The organism is Prevotella amnii DSM 23384 = JCM 14753 (genome assembly GCF_000378745.1).
GTDB classification, from domain to species: domain Bacteria; phylum Bacteroidota; class Bacteroidia; order Bacteroidales; family Bacteroidaceae; genus Prevotella; species Prevotella amnii.
This window is the reverse complement of record NZ_KB905271.1, coordinates 1-19,623: the sequence shown is the minus strand read 5'-3', so window position 1 is coordinate 19,623 and position 19,623 is coordinate 1. Positions and strand designations below refer to the sequence as shown.

The 19,623-nt window shown below is 42.6% G+C and carries 15 protein-coding genes; 4 read left to right on the top strand and 11 right to left on the bottom strand.

Translation table 11 applies throughout. The features are described from left to right. Nucleotides 1-107: 107 nt before the first annotated feature. Nucleotides 108-1,385 (bottom strand): nucleotide sugar dehydrogenase, encoded by a 1,278-nt coding sequence (locus F596_RS0103690; RefSeq protein WP_019035898.1) that lies wholly within the window; start codon nucleotides 1,383-1,385, stop codon nucleotides 108-110. A gap of 320 nt (nucleotides 1,386-1,705) precedes the next feature. On the opposite strand from F596_RS0103690, the gene F596_RS0103680 reads away from it, so the two are divergent. Next, complete coding sequence (locus F596_RS0103680; protein WP_019035897.1) at nucleotides 1,706-2,665, top strand: NAD-dependent epimerase/dehydratase family protein; 960 nt, start codon at nucleotides 1,706-1,708, stop codon at nucleotides 2,663-2,665. Nucleotides 2,666-2,752: 87 nt separating this feature from the next. On the opposite strand, the gene mfd is transcribed toward F596_RS0103680, so the two are convergent. From mfd to F596_RS0103640, 8 genes are all read right to left on the bottom strand, one after another. Then, on the bottom strand, nucleotides 2,753-6,289 hold the full coding sequence (mfd, locus tag F596_RS0103675) for a transcription-repair coupling factor (protein WP_019035896.1): 3,537 nt from the start codon (nucleotides 6,287-6,289) through the stop codon (nucleotides 2,753-2,755). A 51-nt stretch (nucleotides 6,290-6,340) separates the two neighbouring features. Then, nucleotides 6,341-7,087, bottom strand: a complete 747-nt coding sequence (locus tag F596_RS0103670) for a polyprenol monophosphomannose synthase (RefSeq protein ID WP_019035895.1) — start codon at nucleotides 7,085-7,087, stop codon at nucleotides 6,341-6,343. Nucleotides 7,088-7,168: 81 nt separating this feature from the next. Then, entirely contained in the window at nucleotides 7,169-8,590 is a 1,422-nt protein-coding gene (cls, locus tag F596_RS0103665; protein ID WP_026302360.1) for a cardiolipin synthase, read from the bottom strand. A gap of 14 nt (nucleotides 8,591-8,604) precedes the next feature. After that, nucleotides 8,605-10,542: a DNA primase gene (gene dnaG / locus F596_RS0103660; protein ID WP_019035893.1), complete on the bottom strand. Its 1,938-nt coding sequence runs from the start codon at nucleotides 10,540-10,542 to the stop codon at nucleotides 8,605-8,607. A gap of 360 nt (nucleotides 10,543-10,902) precedes the next feature. After that, entirely contained in the window at nucleotides 10,903-12,345 is a 1,443-nt protein-coding gene (locus tag F596_RS0103655) for an ATP-dependent DNA helicase (protein WP_019035892.1), read from the bottom strand. A gap of 13 nt (nucleotides 12,346-12,358) precedes the next feature. Then, entirely contained in the window at nucleotides 12,359-13,234 is an 876-nt protein-coding gene (locus F596_RS0103650; protein WP_019035891.1) for a DNA/RNA non-specific endonuclease, read from the bottom strand. Nucleotides 13,235-13,252: 18 nt separating this feature from the next. Further along, nucleotides 13,253-13,954: an LrgB family protein gene (locus F596_RS0103645; RefSeq protein WP_019035890.1), complete on the bottom strand. Its 702-nt coding sequence runs from the start codon at nucleotides 13,952-13,954 to the stop codon at nucleotides 13,253-13,255. 18 nt (nucleotides 13,955-13,972) lie between these two features. Next, a complete protein-coding gene (locus F596_RS0103640; protein WP_008446705.1) occupies nucleotides 13,973-14,464 on the bottom strand; it encodes a CidA/LrgA family protein in 492 nt (163 codons plus the stop codon). A gap of 174 nt (nucleotides 14,465-14,638) precedes the next feature. On the opposite strand from F596_RS0103640, the gene F596_RS0103635 reads away from it, so the two are divergent. Both F596_RS0103635 and rsmD read left to right on the top strand, forming a co-directional pair. Further along, nucleotides 14,639-15,454 (top strand): DUF3822 family protein, encoded by an 816-nt coding sequence (locus tag F596_RS0103635; RefSeq protein WP_019035888.1) that lies wholly within the window; start codon nucleotides 14,639-14,641, stop codon nucleotides 15,452-15,454. Beyond that, complete coding sequence (gene rsmD / locus F596_RS0103630; protein ID WP_262499133.1) at nucleotides 15,451-16,005, top strand: 16S rRNA (guanine(966)-N(2))-methyltransferase RsmD; 555 nt, start codon at nucleotides 15,451-15,453, stop codon at nucleotides 16,003-16,005. Before F596_RS0103635 ends, rsmD begins: the two co-directional genes overlap by 4 nt. Nucleotides 16,006-16,021: 16 nt before the next feature. Here rsmD and F596_RS0103625 read toward each other — a convergent pair whose 3' ends face one another. Beyond that, nucleotides 16,022-16,360, bottom strand: coding sequence for a MerR family transcriptional regulator (locus tag F596_RS0103625; RefSeq protein WP_019035886.1), 339 nt, complete (start codon nucleotides 16,358-16,360; stop codon nucleotides 16,022-16,024). Between the two features lie 194 nt (nucleotides 16,361-16,554). On the opposite strand from F596_RS0103625, the gene alaS reads away from it, so the two are divergent. Further along, nucleotides 16,555-19,212, top strand: coding sequence for an alanine--tRNA ligase (alaS, locus tag F596_RS0103620; RefSeq protein ID WP_024992653.1), 2,658 nt, complete (start codon nucleotides 16,555-16,557; stop codon nucleotides 19,210-19,212). 163 nt (nucleotides 19,213-19,375) lie between these two features. Here the strand turns inward: alaS and F596_RS10790 are convergent. Continuing rightward, nucleotides 19,376-19,623, bottom strand: a 248-nt coding sequence (locus tag F596_RS10790) for a transposase (protein WP_019035884.1), incomplete at its 5' end; no start/stop codon positions are given.

The following is a 19,623-nucleotide window of genomic DNA, read 5'->3' as shown; positions in this document are numbered from 1 at the left end:
TAAGAGGTGTTTATAATCTAATATCTTGCCGGGATACCAATTAAAATAAAGATCATGACCTTGGTAAAAGGCAAACTTGTCAGACGTATTGTTGTTAGTACTATGTTTTATAGCCTTCCTGTAATTATATTCTTGTCGAGACAGCCTTTAACGTCGTATATTACTCCGTTTGTTTTTAGTAAAGACGTCAAGTTGATCTTTAAGAACTCTTTATGTGCTACGGCGAGTATTATAGCTTCATAGCGTTTGTCTTTATCGAGCGTAGAGGTAATGTCTACGTTATATTCTCTTTTCACATGCTCCTTGTTGGCCCAAGGGTCAAAGACGGTAATGTTAGGGGTATATTCTCTTAAAGTAGAATAGATATCTATTACCTTTGTGTTGCGTATGTCTGGACAGTTTTCCTTAAATGTAAAGCCAAGTATAAGTATATCAGCATCTTTCACGATAACGCCCTTTTTGTTCATCAGCTTTATGGTTTGGTTAGCCACATAGTCGCCCATGCCATCGTTAAGCCTTCGTGCTGCCGACATGATACGTGGCAGAACACCATATACCTGTGCCTTTTGTATTAGGTAATAAGGGTCTACACTTATGCAGTGTCCACCAACAAGACCTGGATTAAGCTTGATAAAGTTCCATTTAGAAGATGCTGCTTCTATGGCATCATGGGTATCTATGCCCATGGCATTAAAGATTTTTGCCAGTTCGTTCATGAAAGCAATGTTTACATCTCGCTGAGAGTTTTCTATTATTTTAGATGCCTCTGCCACTTTTATAGATGGTGCTTTGTGTGTGCCATTCACTAAGACAGAGTTGTAAACTCTGTCTACTATGTCGGCTACTTCAGGTGTAGAGCCAGAGGTAACCTTCTTAATTTTTTCTACTGTATGCTCTTTATCTCCGGGGTTAATACGTTCTGGTGAATATCCTGCATAAAAATCGCGATTAAATGTTAAGCCAGACACTTTTTCCACTATAGGTAAACACTCTTCTTCTGTTACTCCGGGGTAGACGGTAGATTCATATACTACGATGTTACCTTTAGAGATAACCTTTCCCACGGTGGTACTTGCTCCTATTAAAGGTTTTAAGTCGGGGCGATTGTTATAGTCTACAGGTGTAGGAACAGCAACAATATATAATGTGCAGTCTTTTATTTTATTAAGGTCGGTAGTACAGACGAAGCCGTTTTTCTTTATAGCCTCTTGTAGCAAATCATCAGATACTTCTAAGGTACTATCATGTCCTTTCATCAAATCTTCCACACGACTATGATTCATATCAAAGCCTATAGTTTTGTATTTTGTAGAAAAGAGCCGTGCTAAAGGAAGTCCTACATAGCCTAAACCTATTACGGCTATTTTGATGTCTTCTGTTTTCATATTATGTTGTTATTTGTTTTTATGTTTTAGCTTCTTCTTAAATAAGGATATAACTTCTTTTAAAGAATCGTTTATCTCAGCGTTGATAAAGAAATATAGCATATACGACAATAATAATAGCAAAAATACAAAGTTTTTTTGATAAATTAAGTCCTTTTCCACTACTATTTTCTTTTAAAGGATATTTTATGGTTAGTTTTTTCATGTATGAGTGGTTGTAGTATTCTTTATATTTGGTATTTTAAAAATAATTAGCATTTCTTTATTTGATACCTCATAAAAAAAGATTTACTTTGTTGCATAAAATCTAAATATAAGTAATGAAACGAATATTAGTTATTGGTTCTACTGGACAAATAGGTTCAGAGCTAACTTGCAAACTAAGGGCACATTATGGAAGTAGCAATGTAGTGGCAGGCTATATCGTTGGGGCAGAGCCTACGGAAGAGCTACGTCAGGGAGGTCCATGTGCCATTGCCGATGTTACTAATCCTGAGCAGATAGCTGCTGTAGTGAGGCAGTATCGTATCGATGCCATCTATAACCTTGCAGCTCTTCTTTCTATAGTAGCTGAGGGTAAGCCACGTTTGGCATGGAAGATAGGTATAGAGGGCTTGTGGAACATTTTAGAGGTAGCACGTGAAAACAAATGTGCAGTGTTTACACCAAGCTCTATAGGCTCTTTCGGTACTGGCACTCCTAAGGAGAATACCCCACAGGATACTATTCAGCGGCCTAAGACCATTTATGGTATCTCTAAGGTTACTACAGAGCTTTTGAGCGATTATTATTTTAATAAGTATGGTGTAGATACTCGTTCGGTACGTTTTCCGGGCTTGATATCGTATGTTACTCCTCCCGGAGGTGGCACTACGGACTATGCTGTAGACATATATTACAGTGCTGTGCGTGGCGAAAAGTTTGTGTGTCCTATAGCTAAGGGCACTCGTATGGACATGATGTATATGCCAGATGCTCTTAATGGTGCTATTAATCTTATGGAGGCAGACCCTTCGCTCTTGGTGCATCGTAATGGTTTTAATATAGCTTCGATGAGTTTCGACCCAGATGCTATTTATAAAGCTATCCTTAAACATAAGCCAGGCTTTGAGATGGTGTATGCTGTAGACCCATTAAAGCAGAGCATAGCAAGCAGCTGGCCAGACTCGCTCGATGACAGTTGTGCTCGTAAGGAGTGGGGCTGGAAGCCTGAATACGACTTGGAGCGTATGACAAAAGATATGCTTGAGAAGTTAGGAGCGCGATTGCTTGCTAAGTGATATTAGATAGAATAAGTCAAAAAGTAATATTTTCCTCCTCGTTATATATTTATACGGGGAGGTTTTTTGTGTATAACGGAAAGGTCTTTAAGTGGTTTTAAGCGTAGTGGTATGCTTACTTTCTATTTTTCGTAATATCTCTATGGCGTCTTTGCTCGATGTTACGTTGCTTATAACCATTAGTCTTTTGCCTTTTTTCTCTTTAAGGTTGCACCGTTTGGGGTATGTGGCTATGTATGAGAGTATGCTGTTAAAGGCATCGCTTTGGTAGAAGTAGCTTTTAGGATTAGATACAAACTGCAGGTGCATATTGCCCTGTTTTAGTATTATCTTTTCACACCCTAAGCGTTTCCCTATGCGTCTTAGAGCCACCACGTGCATAAGTTCTTCGCCCTGTTGTGGTACTGGTCCGAATCTGTCTTCGAGGCGTTTACGATACTCATCGAGATTTTTTTCCTCATTAATGTTGTCGAGCTCGCGATATAGAAGCATGCGTTCAGAGGCTCCCGGTATGTAGTTGTCAGGGAAATACATCTCCAAGTCGCTTTCTATGGTGCAGTCGTCTACAAAGTCGCTGTTAGCGACAGGTATGCCGTTTTGTTGTTGTTGTGTGTAAAGATCATGAAACTCATCGTTTCTAAGTTCTGTTACTGCTTGTGAGAGAATCTTCTGATAGGTTTCGTATCCAAGGTCTTCCATGAATCCGCTCTGTTCAGCTCCTAAGAGGTTTCCTGCTCCTCTTATGTCGAGATCTTGCATGGCGAGGTTAAATCCGCTCCCTAAGTCGGAGAAGGTTTCTAAGGCTTCTATGCGTCGTCGGGCTTCAGTGTTAAGTAGAGCCATAGGCGGTGTTATGAGATAGCAGAAGGCTTTTTTGTTCGATCTGCCCACTCTTCCGCGCATTTGGTGTAGGTCGCTCAGTCCGAAGTGGTGTGCATCATTTATTATAATGGTATTGGCGTTAGATATGTCTATACCGTTTTCTACTATGGTAGTGGATAGCAGAAGGTCGTAATCGTAATTCATAAATCCGATAATAATCTCTTCCAGCTCTTCGGGCTTCATCTGTCCGTGTCCTATAGCTATTCTGCAGTCGGGCACATTCTTGCGTATTATGGCAGCGAGGTCTTGTAGTTTTCCTATGCGATCGTTTACGAAAAACACCTGACCGTTGCGGCTCATCTCAAAGTTTATTGCTTCTGCTATTGTCTCAGGGTCGAATTCTATTATCTCCGTCTGTATAGGATAGCGGTTAGGAGGTGGTGTTTTCATTATGCTCATGTCTCTTGCTCCCATTAAGGAGAACTGTAGTGTGCGTGGTATAGGTGTAGCGGTCATGGTAAGTGTATCTACATTTGTTTTTATCTGTCTTAGCTTTTCTTTGGTAGATACACCAAATTTTTGTTCTTCGTCTATGATGAGCAGTCCAAGATCGTGCCATTTTACGGTCTTGCCAAGCAGCTTGTGTGTACCTATGAGAATGTCTATTTTGCCTGTAGCAAGGTTAGAAAGTATTTGTTTTGTTTGCTTTGTTGTGCGTGCCCGTGATAGGTAGTCTATTGTTACGGGCATATCTTTTAGTCGGTTTTGGAACGATTTATAATGCTGAAGGGCCAGCACCGTAGTAGGTACGAGTACTGCCACCTGCTTGTTATCTGCAGCTGCTTTAAATGCAGCCCTTATGGCTACTTCAGTTTTTCCAAAGCCTACGTCTCCGCAAATGAGTCTGTCCATAGGCTGAGAGCTTTCCATGTCTTGCTTTAGGTCTTGTGTAGCTTTAAGCTGATCGGGTGTGTCTTCGTATAGGAACGATGCTTCGAGCTCGTGCTGCATAAAGGAGTCTGGAGAAAAGGCAAATCCTTTCTCGTGCCGGCGTTTGGCATATAGCTTTATGAGGTCTCGTGCAATGTCCTTAATACGCTTCTTAGCTTTTTCTTTTAAGCGTTCCCATGCTCCTGACCCTAATACCGAAAGGCGTGGAGGCTCGTCAGTATCGGCACGTTTATATTTGCTTATTTTATATAGCGAGTGTATGGAAATATCCACTATAACATTGTTTTGGAACACAAGGCGTATCATCTCTTGATAGGAGTTTTTTACAGGTACACGCACTAATCCGGCAAATTTTCCTATACCGAGGTCTATGTGTACAAGGTAATCGCCGGGCTCCATTTCCTGTAGTTCCTTCATGGTAAGAGCCGCTTTTCCTCGTCGTGCTTTGTCCGAAGAGAGGCTATATTTATGAAAACGGTCGAATATCTGATGATCGGTAAAGAAGCATATCTTCTTGTCATCGTCCACGAAGCCCTCATGTAAGGTGTTTTCTACAGGTGTGAAAGCTATGTGTCTGCCATTGCTTTGAGCCTTATCGCTGTAAGAGGGTTTCTCCTGTAAGGCTTGTTCTGCTTTGCTATCGAAGATGTCTTTGAGGCGTTCTGTTTGCTTTTTGCTATCTGCAAAGATGTATATATGGTAGCCTTTGAGCATATAATCTCTTAGGGAGGTGATGAGCAGATCGAAATTTTTATGGAACAGGGGCTGTGGTGTAGTGTTAAAGGATATGATTTCTTGCTGTTTATATGTGGAGCTTAGGGGCGATAGAGAGTGGTCTGTGCTTATTATCTCTATACGCTTAAAGGCTGTGGCGTCAGTGGTGAAAGCAGCTGGAGAAAGCAGCTGCGTCTCTTTTATATAGCGTTGTTTTATCTCGTCTTGCTCCATTTCGGTCTTTCCTTCGAGCTGCTCTGTAAGAGCTTGGTGGCTAAATCCGTCTTTATATATCTTGTCGATAGAGTCGCGTACAAAAAGGAAATTTTTAAATACTATGGTTGTCTCTTGTGGTAAAAACTTAAGAAAAGATACCTTTTCGTGAGCCACTTTGGCAAGCTCTGGTACTATGTCTATACTCGTTTTCTTCTCTATAGAGAGTTGGCTCTCTATCTCAAAGGTGCGAATGGTATCTATGTCGTCGCCAAAAAAGTCGATGCGGTAAGGAGTTTCTCCCGAGAAAGAATATACATCTATTATGCTTCCTCGTATGGCAAACTCTCCCGGCTCGTATACATAGAGTACTTCTTTAAAGCCAAACTCTCGTAAGGTCTTACCCACTTTAGTAATGTTTATATGCTTTCCTACGCTTAGGGTGAGGCGTTTAGAGTCTAACTGTTGTTGTGAAATGACAAGCTCGCTAATGGCAGAAGGCTCTGTAACGATAAGAAGTGGTGGTTTTGGGTGGCTTGTGTCGTTACTGCTTTTAGCTGCCGAGAGCCTTGTAAGCACTTCTGTGCGTAGTATCTGGTTTGCTGCATCGCGCTGTCCAAACTTTATAGCACGGCGAAAAGATGAGGGAAAGAATAGCACTTCGTAAGCAGAATCATACTGGCTGCTATGGGAGAGCATGGTCTTTAGGTCGTTATAAAAGTAGCCTGCCTCGTCGTTATCGTTCATTACGAAAAGGAATGTAGATGCCACTTTATGGGCTAATGCGGCAAAGAGCATGGCAGGAGCCGACGCTGTTAAGCCTTTTAAAAGAATGTTTTTGTGTCTTTCCTCCTTTATGAAGAGCTCTAAAGCCTTTACCTGCGGCAGAGAGGAATATATATGTGTTGCTTCTTGTATTGTCATTATATGTCTTGCAGCAAGGGTAGTGTCAGTGCGTTTTAGTTGTTAAAACCATTAGCCTTTTATCTTTGGATATTTTCTAAACCAGCCGTCCCAGCGTAGGCGCATCACACCAAAGAATGCTTCCGAGAAGATACCTCCGCTCATCTTGCTAACCCCTTCACGACGATTAACAAACACTACTGGCACTTCTTTAATCTTAAATCCTATGCGATGAGCAGTATATTTCATCTCTATTTGGAAAGCATATCCCTTAAAACGTATCTTCTCTAAGGGTATGGTAGATAGTGTCTTACGGCGATAGCATACAAAGCCTGCAGTAAAATCGTGGATTTTAACGCCTGTAACGGCTTGCACATACTTACTGGCAAAGAAGCTCATCAGCACCCTACCTATAGGCCAGTTTACCACATTCACACCACTAACATAACGCGAACCCACAGCCATGTCGTAGCCCTGAGAGCTTGTTGCGTGATAAAGGCGGGGAAGATCCTTTGGGTCGTGGCTAAAGTCGGCGTCCATCTCGAAGATATATTCGTAACCTTTCTCTATGGCCCATTTAAAACCTGTGATATAAGCCGTGCCTAAACCTAACTTCCCTGAGCGTTCTATGATGAAGAGCTTAGAAGAAAACTCTTTATCCATTAAGCCATGAACGATCTGTGCTGTACCGTCAGGACTACCATCATCTATAATAAGAATGTTAAAGGACTTTTCAAGGGCAAACACTGCTCTTATGATTTTCTCAATGTTTTCCTTTTCGTTATAAGTAGGAATGATTACTATACTATCGCTCGTCATAGACTTAATTTTTATGCAAAAGTAGGGAATATAATTCAGAAAAGCAAGTAAAAAGCATGGGGCTTATTCTTTTTTTTTTAGTTACATGAGCGGACTAAGTAGCCTTACCACCGACTCCCACAACCGTTGTACGAAGGGAAGACGGAAGCGGTTACGAAGGTCGTCGATGCTTGAGCTTTGAGCCTGATCTTGTAAAAAGATGTCTTTTATTTGTCGTGCTATGGCTTTATTGTAGAAGAAAGCATTCGATTCGAAATTGTTTTCAAAACTCCTAAAGTCGATATTTGTAGAACCTATCGTGGCAAGACAGTCGTCGGTAACAAGCAGCTTGGAGTGGTTAAAGCCTGCTTTATAGAAAAACACCTTCACCCCTGCCCTTATCGTATCTACTACATACGACCGTGAAGCCCATTCCACTATCTTTGTTTCAGTGTCGAAGGGTATCATAAGCCGCACGTCCACCCCTGAAACGGCTGCTGTGCGCATGGCAAAGAGTATAGGCTCGGTAGGAAGAAAGTAGGGGGTTTCCATGTAAACATATTGCTCTGCATCGAGAAGAATGCGCACATAGCCCTGCTCTATCTCTGGCCACTGACTGGTAGGATTGCTTGTAACTATCTGCACTAAGGTGTCGTTTTCGGGTATAGATATAGTGGGGTAATATTTGTGATTGGTCATCAGGGTGTGGCAAACAAAAAACCAGTCTACAAAGAAAGCACGTTGTAACCCATACACTGAGGCACCTTCTATGCGCACTTGGGTATCGCGCCAGGCTTGCTTGCGTGTGCCTTTGATGTAACGCAAAGCTATGTTCATTCCGCCTATGAAGCCCACCTTGCCGTCGAAGATGTACATCTTGCGATGGTTACGATAGTTTACCTTACTTGTTAAGAAGGGATAACGCACGGGCATAAAGGGATATATCTCTATGCCAGCCTTCTTCATACGGAGGAAAAAGGAGTTCTTTGCTCGCCACGAGCCTACGTCATCGTACACTATGCGCACCTCTACACCCTCCTTAGCCTTATCTATCAAGGCGTCGGCAATGAGCCTACCTAAGGCGTCGTCGCTGAAGATGAAGGCATCTATGTGTATGTGTTTAGTAGCCTTACCTATCTCTTTAAGCAGAGCAAGGAAGAAGTTGCTGCCATGGGTATATATTTCTACGTTGTTGTTTTTAAAGGGTAGGGAAAGGTTTTGATTCATGAAGAGGTTTATTATAGTGCGATAACGCTCTTCTATGAAAAGATTTTTCTGCTCTACAAACTCTAACATAGACCGCTTGGTGAGCTTGTTAAGTGTGCGCTGCCATATCTTTCGTTCTTTGCGTGTTTTCTGTCCGAAGAAGAAAAAGAGTATTATACCCATTACAGGCAGGAACGCCAGCACCATAACCCATGCCATCGTTATAGCCGGCTGCCTGTGTTCTAAGAGAATGCGAACGATGGTGGCAAGGGTTATAAGGGTGTAAATGGTGAGGATTATCCAGTAGGCGTATTGCATAAGTTTAGCTTTTTTTATATTATAATGTTGTTGCCTAACTTTTTGGCTATTATGTTTCTTAACTGTTGCATCTTCTGTAGCTCTGCCAAAGCCTTTATCTTACCCTCGTTGGTGTGGGTTTGCTTTATCTGCTCTTTTAGCTCGTTGTAACGGCGTTCTACATAGTTGCGACGAAAGTCTAATATGAGATGTTTTACGTTCTCAAGCAGTGCAGCCTCGTCTTGTTTAGGTTGTAGGCTTTCAGATAGCTTAAATTTCTCTACACTAAGCTCTGTGGCTATTTCAGAAATGTTAATGTCGGGGTGTTGTATGAAATAGTTTTCTGCCACAAAGCCTTCGTCTGAGGAGTGTTCTATAGCCTCTTGGAGTATCTTGTTGTATAGAGGAAAGGTAAAGCTGAGGCTGTCTAATCCTAAGTCGTAAGATATATATTGCGCCACGTTGAGCGATATAAGGTTGCCTGACGACTCGTCTTTTACGTCTTTTATAATTATCTGCTCTCCGTATCTTATCACCTGCTGTATGAGCCATGTCTCTACATCTTCGGCTTGGGCAGTTATAGCTGTGGGAAAGCTCTTTGAGGTTGCAGCCGGCTCTGCTTTTATCTCAGCCCTTGGTGTGGAGTCTTTGCGCTCGCGCTCCTTGTTATTATATATAAAGCGGTTCATCTGCGAGATGAGAGTTTGCTCTGCCACCCCTGTGCGTGCCATACATTCGTGTAGGTAGGTATCGCGGAGGACAGGATCTTTTATTACGGATATGCTCTCTACGATGGAGTTGATAGCCTCCGAACGCTTTATAGGGTCAGTAACGCCCTTTAGGAGTAGAGATATCTTAAACACTATAAAGTCGGTCTGGTGCTCTTCTATATACCTCACAAGCTCTTCCGAGCTATACATCTTTGCAAACTCGTCAGGGTCTTTACCATCGGGCAGGAGCAAAACTTTTACGTTCATGCCCTCAGAGAGCAGCATATCAGTACCTCTAAGGGCAGCATGCTGCCCAGCAGCATCGCCATCGTACAGCAAGACGATGTTAGAGGTGAAGCGGTGGAGCATTCTTATCTGAAATATAGAAAGGGCAGTGCCGCTGTTAGCCACAACGTTTTCTATGCCACATTGGTGCAGGGAAAGGACATCGGTATAGCCCTCTACCATGTACACAAGGTCGTGTTTGGCTATGGCTTTCTTAGCCCAGAAGATACCATATAGCTCACGCTCTTTGTGGAATATCTCGCTGTCGGGAGAATTGACGTACTTCTGCATCACACCCTTTGTGCGTGAGTCTAAGAGCCTGCCACCAAAGCCCGTTACCTTACCGCTGAGGCTTAGCCACGGAAATATCACCCTGCCGCTAAACCTGTCTGTAAGCTCGCCTGTCTGACGCTCAAAGCATAGACCCGTATTTAGCAAAAACTCCTTTTTATAACCTGCCTCTAAGGCTGACAAAGCAAGGCTATCACGGCGGGGAAGACTATAGCCTAACATAAACTTTTTTATGATGTCATCGCGAAAACCACGACTGCGAAAATACTGTAACCCTATGGCTTTACCATCGGTAGAAGAATGGAGGACGTCCTGAAAATACCTGCTTGCCCATTCGTTTATGATAAACATCGATTCGCGCATGCTGGCTTGCTGCTTTTCCTGACTTGTCATCTGACGCTCTTTTACCTCGATGTTATACTTCTTGGCAAGCCATCTGAGAGCCTCCCAATAAGTCATCTGCTCATATTGCATAACAAATTTTACAGCATTGCCTGCTGCACCACAGGCAAAACACTTATATACCCCCTTTACCGGACTAACCGAAAAGGAGGGGGTAGTATCGTCGTGGAAAGGACACAAGCCCTTATAGCTGGTGCCTGCCTTACGTAAGGAAATAAAATCGCTTACAACATCGACAATGTTTACAGCATCGGTAATCTTGTCTACTGTCTGCCTATCTATCATATAAAAAAAATAACCTCACTTATATATATTTACTTTGGTAATGCAAATATAATGAAAACCCTTTAGAGCGCAAAATTATTCTTTCAGAATAAGTTTTCCATACATGATACTACACACTATAATTTAGAAGGAAAATCATTAGATTGCTTAAAGCAAAAAACATCTGATGAAAGAGCAAGAAGATAAGGGCGGAAAGCATTTTTAGGTTATTTTTATAACAAAAATAAATTAAAAATGTAGGAAAAATAATTTATTTTTTCTTCTAACAGTTGTTGTTTTCTTTTCTAAGAAGTGGTGTTTAGGGCAGATTGGTGTAAGATTATTTATAGGAAAAGGTGGTTATGGAGTCAGTGTGAGGTGTTAGGTTTGCTTTACTTGCTGCTTAGGCCAGTTGATGAGATACAGGTGTTTGGTGGCTCTTGTAAAGGCAGTGTATAGCCAGTGGTAGTATTGTGGAGATAGTGTTTGCTCAGTGATGTAGCCTTGGTCTATGAAGACGTGTTGCCATTGTCCTCCCTGTGCTTTGTGGCAGGTTATGGCATATCCAAACTTTACCTGTAGTGCGTTAAGGTAGGTGTCTTGCTTAAGCAGCTTCATGCGTTCGGCTTTTTGTGGTATATCGGCATAATCTTCCATGATGTTATTGAAGAGGTCTTTGCTTTGTTGGCTTGTAAGGCTTGGTGCTTCGGAGTTTAGAACATCGAGCAGTACGGTGGTGTTAAGTTCGGTGTCGTCAAAGTCTGGGAAGCGTAGTGTAACATCAGCAAATCTAAATCCGTATAGCTCTCTATAGTTTCTAACACGTCTTACTATGGCTCTGTCGCCGTTTGCAATGAAGTTTAGTTTTCGTCCAGAGCTGTTTTGTTGTTGTTTTTTCTCTTGTGATAGATATTTGTTTCGTACTATCATGAGCATGTCGCCTGTAGATAGCTCTTCTTCTCTATCGAGTATCATGTTGCGAATGCCTTGGTTAAAGACGTTAGCTCTTTTGTTAGATCGTGTTATGATGATGGTTTCGTCTATGCCTTGGAGCGAGTATGATGAGGCTATGGTGTCTATAATCTCGTCTTGTGGCACTATGGTGATGTCAGGGAATCCTTTTGTGGCTATTTGTGGTAGTGTGCCTTGTGTGCCACTGTCTATCATGTAGCGTATGCTGTTGGCATTGTATAGTATTCCGGAGTTGAGGCTTTGCCTTAGCACTTCTTCTATATCGGTATGGAACACTTGGAGGTTCATGCTCTGTAGGACGTCACTTCTTAAAGCAGCACTACTTTCTTCTCCTACTGGTGGTAGCTGTGCATTGTCTCCTACGAGAATGAGCCTGCAGTTGTTGCCATTATAAACATACTGTATAAGGTCTTGTAATAGGCTTCCACTACCGAAGGAGCTGTTGTATGAGGTATAGTTTATCATAGATGCTTCGTCTACAAGGAAGAAGCGGTCGTGGTATAGATTGTTGTTAAGATTAAATTCGCCGTCAGTGCCTGTGAAGGCACGTTCTCTGTATATGAAGCGATGAATGGTAGATGCGGGGTAATTGGCGTATGTTGAAAGCACTTTAGATGCCCTTCCTGTGGGTGCAAGCAGGGTGATGTTATAGTGCATCTGTAGCATTGTTTTTACAATGATAGATGCCGTAAGTGTTTTTCCTGTCCCGGCACTTCCTCTAAGGAGCATTATAGACAGCTCGTTGTGTGAGAAGACAAACTCGGCAAAGGTGTCTAATGCCTGTTCCTGGTCTTTTGTAGGCGGTAGTGGAAAGTTGCTTTTAAGAAGATAAAGGAGCTGATCTTTTAGCATTATATGTGTTTTGTCAGAACTGTGTAAAGTTAGCTTCTGCCTCTATTTTGTTTTCTATCTTATCGGGTAGGGCGGGGAAGAAGTCGAAGCCAGTGATGCGTTCCACTTGGTCTATGGTGTTAATGAAGTGTGTCTTTTTGCGTCCTTTCTCGTCAGTGTTTCTAACTATCCAGCCTATAGCCCGTGGCTTTCCTTCGAGGCATAGCACCACTTTAAAAAATGCCTCTGGCACCATAACATGGTGGCTACCTATGTATTGGTGTGAGCCGCGTGTGAAGATGGGGCCTGAAACGACGTACACCGAGCCGTATTTGCGTGCCCAGTTGCGGCATTGTGTCTCAAGGCTGTTCCATAGCCCAGCGTTCAGGGCGTGGGTCTGTGGGCAGACGTTAGTCATGAGAAAGCTCTGTATCATAGCCTTTTGGCTCCATTTGTTATCTGCAGCAGGACACATGTGCCCACGGTCGAAGCCAGACCTTACGTAGTCGTATGTGTCTACAGGGTTGGCTACATCATAGTCCGCCTGAAACTCTATACCCTTGCGTGTAGCCTCGCCGTATGTGCGCCATGATGTAAGGTGCCATGCCACCCAGTTAGGTTGTTTAGTAACAGGGTTATAAGACACGGTGTACCCCATTCTGTTTAATGTTTTAGAGGGTAGGTTGCGAGGGTTTCGAGGTAAGAAATTGAATGTTGCTGATGTGTTAAAAGAAGAGCCGTATGTGTTAGAAGAGGCAGTGTTTGCTTTTCCGGATATGGGCTTTTCCTTTATGTTAGCATACTGTTGTATTGGTGTGGCAGCAGTGCTTTTTTGTGGGTCTTTTATAGCCTTGCATGTTATAAAGGCTATGCAAAGTGCAATAAGGTAAATCAGCTTTTTCGTTTTCATCTTTTTTAAAATATTTTTTTAAAGTATTGAAGCTATAAGGTGTAGTATGGTGGGTGTTAGCAAGGCAGTAAAGATGCCGTTAAGGGTTATGCCCAGTGAGGCGAAAGCTCCGTATTTGGTGCCATATCCCATAGCTGTAGATGCTCCTACGGCGTGTGATGCCGTACCCATAGACAGGCCTTGTGCTATTGGGCTGTTTATCCTTCCCACGGTAAGGGTTTTAAATCCTATTAAGGCTCCTATGATACCTGTTATTACTACTACGGCAGCAGTAAGAGAGGGTATACCTCCCACGCTCTGTGTTACCTCCATTGCTATAGGTGTTGTTACCGACTTGCTTGCCAGCGACAGTATAATGGCGTCTGGTGCGCCTAACACTTTAGCTACTACCACTGCGCTTACTATACCTACAAGGCAGCCCACGAGCTGCGACATAACAATGGGGAACCATAGTTTTTTTATAGCATCAAGCTGTAGGTATAGAGGTACGCCGAGGGCAACAACGGCAGGTTTTAACCAAAAGTCTATCAGCTCGGAGTTGTGCTTATATACCTCGAAAGGCACATTTGTAAACTTTAGGTATATTATAAGTGTTACTATAGATATTAAGATAGGGTTGAGCAGTAGCCACCCCATGCGCACTTGTATGTATCTGCATAAGAAGTAAATGCCAAAGGTAAGTGCTAAGATAAGATATTGATTAGAAAAAATCTCTATCATAATTGTTTTTGTATGTTTTTATTTGTCGTCAATGTTTGGTAAGTCTTCTTCTTCTGAAGCCTCATCTAAGTCTTGTTCCTGAAGCTCTTGCGGCTTGTTAGGGTGGTGCCTGTTGGCATAAAAGGCATCGTCGTCTATGTGGCGATGTAGCAAGTCCATACCCCCTATCTTGCGTTCGCACTTAATGACAAACTGGTGCATGTGTCCTGTTACTATCAATACTAAAACGGTGCTAACTATGGTAGCAACTGTTATGGGTAGCCATTGTGCTTTTATGATGTCGAGATAAAGCATTATAGCTACTCCGGGCGGTACGAAAAAGAAGCCAAGATTTGCTATTAAAAACTTTGACATGCGCTCTATCCAGTCGAGCTTTACCAAGCCTATTTTCAGAAAAAGGGTAAGCATCAGCATGCCAATAATACTTGAGGGCAACTTTATGCCAGTAGCCCATACGATAAACTCTCCGAGCCCTAAGCACCCGAAGATAATAAAAAATGCTCTTGCCATTTGTTTGTTTTGTATATCCTGTGTGGCAAAGGTACTGCTAAAAATCGATAAAAAGCCACTTTTGCGTAAGATTTTGCATGTAAGACGCAGTTTTGTGATATTTGTCAAAGTAGGTAAAAGGTAATTGGAAAAAATATTGTAAGTTTGCATCTTATTAAATGTAACAACTTTAAAATGGCAGCAGACACAGATGTAAAAGATATACGTCTTCGCCTTACCATACGTATAGGGCGGAGCGATTTGAGCTTCTCGGTGTGTACAACTATAGAGAAGGGGTATGCTGTTTATGAGCCTTATAACACTAATAAGGGCATTTCGGTGGCAGCTAATCTGCGTGAGGCTTTCTCAGTATCGGAATTATTACAGAGCGGTTATAAGTGTGCTTTGGTGCTTTTAGACGTTCCTGCCATGCTTATACCTATGGAAGAGGCAGAGGAAAACGATGGTGAGGTGTTATATAAGTCGGCATTTTCGTTAAAGGGAAATGAGGAGATAGTGCAGGTAGAGCTACCGAGCCTTAGTGTGAAAGCTGTCATGGCTATTAATAAAGACTTGAAGATGGTTATAGACGACCACTTCCCCATGGTAAGCATACAGCCTCTTATGCAGCCTGTATGGGCTTATTTGCAAAAGCTGTCATATCAGAACAAAAGGCGTAAGCTCTTTGCTTATTTTCATGATCATACCATGGAGGTGGTGAGCTTTCAGCAGACTCGTTTCAGGTATAATAACACCTTCGATGGCAGTCATGGTCATGATGCGCTTTACTATTTGCTTTTTGTGTGGCGAGAGCTTGGTATGAGTGTGGAAAAAGACGAGCTTCACATAATGGGGAAAGTATCTTATGAGAAGTGGATAGTGGAGGAACTGGAAAAGTTTCTTTCTCGTGTTTATGTAGACACGCTTGAAAAAGAGATAGAAAAGCGTGGAGGCACTATGCCGGAAGCTATGCATTACGACGAGAAGGTGTTATATTTAGACCGGAGATAGCGTATAAAAAGAGCGAAAGAATGCGAATAATAACAGGCTTATATAAAGGAAGACACTTTGATGTGCCTCATAGCTTTAAGGCACGTCCTACTACCGATTTTGCTAAAGAGAACATCTTTAACGTTATAAGGGGGTATATAGACCTTGAGGATATGGAGGCTCTCGACCTTTTTGCAGGTACGGGTAGCATATCCTTAGAGCTGCTCTCACGAGGCTGTAAGGCGGTAGTTACTGTAGAGAAAGATAGGGATCATGCTCGCTTTATAGGGCAGTGTATAGAAAAGGTAAAGGCAGATAACGACATATTGGTAAAGGGTGATGCTCTGCGTTTTATAAAGACCTGTAAGCGGGAGTTCGACTTTATTTTTGCCGACCCTCCTTATGCTTTACCTGATATAGAGGCTGTGCCTGAACTTATCCTGTCTAATAATCTGCTTAAAAGTGGGGGCTTGTTAGTCTTTGAGCATGGTAAGGGTAATGACTTCTCAGGGCATGCTCGCTTCATAGAGCATAGAAGTTATGGCAGTGTAAACTTTTCTCTTTTCAGATAGATAAAAGAGGTGTGGGCTATGTAAGGAGGTCTAACCTTTTTTTAAGGTCTTTAAGCTGGTCGCGTACAGAGATAAGGGTGCCTAATACTTGCTGGCTTTTTTCTGCTCCGCTACGGTTTTCGTTTATCATTTTACGTGCAGCAGCTATCTTAAATCCGCGTACCTTTACAAGGTTATAGATTATCTTTATCTGTTCTATATCTTTTAAGCTATATTGGCGTGTTCCGTTTCCTTTCTTTTTAGGGCGTAGATGTGGAAATTCGGTCTCCCAATAGCGTAGCATACTTTCTGAAACGTTAAGCTCCGATGCCACTTCCTTAATGGAATAGTATAGCTTTTGAGGGCTTTCTTGCATGATGAGACAGTGTTAATTAAGAATATTTTATAATAGAAGTGTGGAACATATATATAAATATAACCCATTAGGTAAAATAGATAAAGGGTAGATGTTTTTATATGTTCTGCTTCTTTTTTGTTTGCAAAAATACTCAAAAGTCAGTATCTTTGCAATTATTTTGAGTGAAAATATAGATTTAAAACATAAAAAAGATGATGACAGCAAATGAAATCCGCGACTCGTATAAGAAGTTTTTTGAGTCGAAAGGACATGTTATCGTACCATCAGCACCGATGGTAATTAAGGACGATCCTACACTGATGTTTACCAATGCGGGTATGAACCAGTGGAAAGATATTATTTTAGGTACGAAATCGCCCGAGCCTCGCCGTCGTACCGATTCGCAGAAGTGTCTTCGTGTAAGTGGTAAGCATAACGATTTAGAGGAGGTAGGCCATGATACCTATCACCACACCATGTTTGAGATGTTAGGCAACTGGAGTTTTGGCGATTATTTTAAGGAAGGTGCTATAGACTATGCCTGGGAGTATTTGGTAGATGTTCTTCACCTTTCAGAGAAGGATATTTATGTTACTGTGTTTGAAGGCAGCAAGGACGAGAATATCCCTCGCGATGATGAGGCAGCGAAATATTGGTCGAAACACTTGCCAAAGGATCACATCATAGACGGCAACAAGCACGACAATTTTTGGGAAATGGGCGATACTGGACCCTGTGGACCATGTACGGAAATACATATCGACTCTCGCCCCTTGGATAAGCGTAATGGGGTGTTAGGTCGCGACTTAGTGAACAAGGACGACCCACAGGTTATCGAGATATGGAACATTGTCTTTATGCAGTTTAACCGCAAGTCGGACGGCAGCTTAGAGCCTTTAGCCATGAATGTTATAGATACTGGAATGGGTTTTGAGCGTTTAGTGCGCATGCTGCAAGGCAAGCATTCTAACTATGATACAGATATTTTCCAGCCCATCATAAAGAGGATAGAGGCTTTAAGCAATTATAAGTATGGTTTTACATCGCCTACGGGAAAGGACGGCGAGTGCTTAACAGATCAGGAAAAGATAGACGTTGCTATGCGCGTCATAGCCGATCATTTGCGTGCAGTAGCCTTTTCTATAGCCGATGGTCAGCTGCCAAGCAATGCAAAGGCAGGTTATGTTATTCGTCGTATTCTGCGTCGTGGTGTGCGCTACGCTTATACTTTCCTTAATCAGCGCGAGGCTTTTATGTACAAGCTCTTACCTACCTTAGTGAGCGAGATGGGTGCTGCGTACCCCGAGCTATCGGCTCAAGAGGAGCTTATAGGGCGTGTTATAAAGGAGGAGGAAGACTCTTTCTTACGCACATTGGAAAAGGGTATTACTCTTTTAAACGGAGCTATGGACGAGCTAAAGGCTCATGGGCAGAGCTGTCTTGATGGTAAAGAGGCTTTCCGCCTGTTTGATACCTATGGTTTTCCACTCGATTTAACTGAGCTTATCTGTCGTGAGAATGGTTACACTGTAGATGAGAAGCAGTTTGACATGGAGATGTCTCAGCAAAAGGCACGTGCCAGAAATGCGGCTGTAACTGAAAATGGCGACTGGATGATAGTTAGGCAAGGCGAGCAGACCTTTGTAGGCTACGATTATACAGAGTATGAATGTAGGATACTACGTTATCGTAAGGTAACCCAGAAGAAGCATTCCTTTTATGAGGTGGTGCTTGACAACACTCCTTTCTATGGAGAGATGGGAGGTCAGGTAGGCGATCAGGGTGTGCTGGTAAGTGAGCAGGAAACGGTAAATGTGTTAGATACCAAGCGCGAGAACAATCAGAGCATACATATCATAGAGGAGCTTCCTAAGAACGTAGAGGCAAGTTTTATGGCTTGTGTAGATACTGACAAGCGTGAGGCAAGTGCTGCTAACCATACTGCAACCCATTTGCTCGATTATGCGTTAAAGGAGGTTTTGGGCGAGCATGCAGAGCAGAAGGGTTCGTATGTGAGTCCGACCACGCTACGCTTTGATGTGTCTCATTTCCAAAAGATTACCGAAGAGGAGCTACGTAAGGTGGAAAGGATAGTAAACGGGCTTATCCGTGCAGATTATAGCTGTGATGAGCATCGTGATACACCTATAGAAGAAGCTAAGAAGATGGGTGCTGTGGCTTTGTTTGGCGAGAAGTATGGCGACAAGGTAAGAGTGGTGCGCTTTGGTCCAAGCTGTGAGTTTTGTGGTGGTATTCATGCCAAATCGACAGGTAGTATAGGCTTTTTTAAGATAGTAGGCGAGAGCAGTGTAGCTGCAGGTGTTCGTCGTATAGAGGCTCTTACAGGTGCTAATAGCGAGGAGGCTATATACACTCAGGAAGATACTTTGCGCGATCTTAAGCAGATGCTTAATAACCCTAAGGACTTAAAGGTAGCTTTAAAGAAATATATAGAAGAGCATGAAGCTATGAAGAAGGACATGGAGAGCCTTCGCAAGCAGGGTGTTGCCCGCCATGCTAAGACGTTGATAGAATCGGCAAAAGAGGTAGATGGCGTTCATATAGTAAAGGCAGTGCTTGAGGTAGATAGCTCTTCGGCTAAGGACATAGTGTTTAAGGTGCGTGAGGCATTTGATAGTAAGCTCATTTGCGTGTTAGGCTCGGTTAGTGGTAACCGTCCCCAGATTAGCGTTATGCTTAGCGACGACATGGTGAAAGAGGGCAAAAAGAATGCTGGCAAGGTTATACGTGAGGCAGCTCAGCTCATTAAGGGCGGTGGCGGAGGTCAGGCTCATTATGCTCAGGCAGGAGGTAAAGATGCCTCTAACATCGATGCCGCAGTAGATAAGGCTGTGGAGCTGCTAAAGTAAGGCTGTTCTCTTTTAATGGTGAGGGTATATAGCTCTCAGCTAAGACGATTATAGCTTTTAACCATAATAAGGTAAGGGCTGAGACCATTTCTTTAGGTTTCAGCCCTTTTATATGTGGCTTTCTTTGGGTCAGTCGTAAAACCCAGTTGCAAGCCTTCTCCTCTCAGGCACATAATTTCATAAGCCTGTAAAGGAAGAAAGGAATGTCCGTTACTCCCCTAAACTGTGCCCTGAAGGCTTTGACTTTTGCGTTGAAGGATTCAGCATTGGCATTTGTGGCTCTGTTGACAAAGAAATTGAGTATGGTATCATAATGGTTCTTAAAGGTGTCTATCACCGTATAGAAGTTGTCCACCCCCAACTTCTCTACCTCGTTAAACCATTTTGCCAGCTTCAGCCTTGCAGCATCCT

Bases quoted from the DNA above. Each gene is read 5' to 3' on its own strand.
- F596_RS0103690 (WP_019035898.1), bottom strand. From the start codon at position 1,385: ATGAAAACAGAAGACATCAAAATAGCCGTAATAGGTTTAGGCTATGTA.
- F596_RS0103680 (WP_019035897.1), top strand. From the start codon at position 1,706: ATGAAACGAATATTAGTTATTGGTTCTACTGGACAAATAGGTTCAGAG.
- mfd (WP_019035896.1), bottom strand. From the start codon at position 6,289: ATGACAATACAAGAAGCAACACATATATATTCCTCTCTGCCGCAGGTA.
- F596_RS0103670 (WP_019035895.1), bottom strand. From the start codon at position 7,087: ATGACGAGCGATAGTATAGTAATCATTCCTACTTATAACGAAAAGGAA.
- cls (WP_026302360.1), bottom strand. From the start codon at position 8,590: ATGCAATACGCCTACTGGATAATCCTCACCATTTACACCCTTATAACC.
- dnaG (WP_019035893.1), bottom strand. From the start codon at position 10,542: ATGATAGATAGGCAGACAGTAGACAAGATTACCGATGCTGTAAACATT.
- F596_RS0103655 (WP_019035892.1), bottom strand. From the start codon at position 12,345: ATGCTAAAAGATCAGCTCCTTTATCTTCTTAAAAGCAACTTTCCACTA.
- F596_RS0103650 (WP_019035891.1), bottom strand. From the start codon at position 13,234: ATGAAAACGAAAAAGCTGATTTACCTTATTGCACTTTGCATAGCCTTT.
- F596_RS0103645 (WP_019035890.1), bottom strand. From the start codon at position 13,954: ATGATAGAGATTTTTTCTAATCAATATCTTATCTTAGCACTTACCTTT.
- F596_RS0103640 (WP_008446705.1), bottom strand. From the start codon at position 14,464: ATGGCAAGAGCATTTTTTATTATCTTCGGGTGCTTAGGGCTCGGAGAG.
- F596_RS0103635 (WP_019035888.1), top strand. From the start codon at position 14,639: ATGGCAGCAGACACAGATGTAAAAGATATACGTCTTCGCCTTACCATA.
- F596_RS0103625 (WP_019035886.1), bottom strand. From the start codon at position 16,360: ATGCAAGAAAGCCCTCAAAAGCTATACTATTCCATTAAGGAAGTGGCA.
- alaS (WP_024992653.1), top strand. From the start codon at position 16,555: ATGATGACAGCAAATGAAATCCGCGACTCGTATAAGAAGTTTTTTGAG.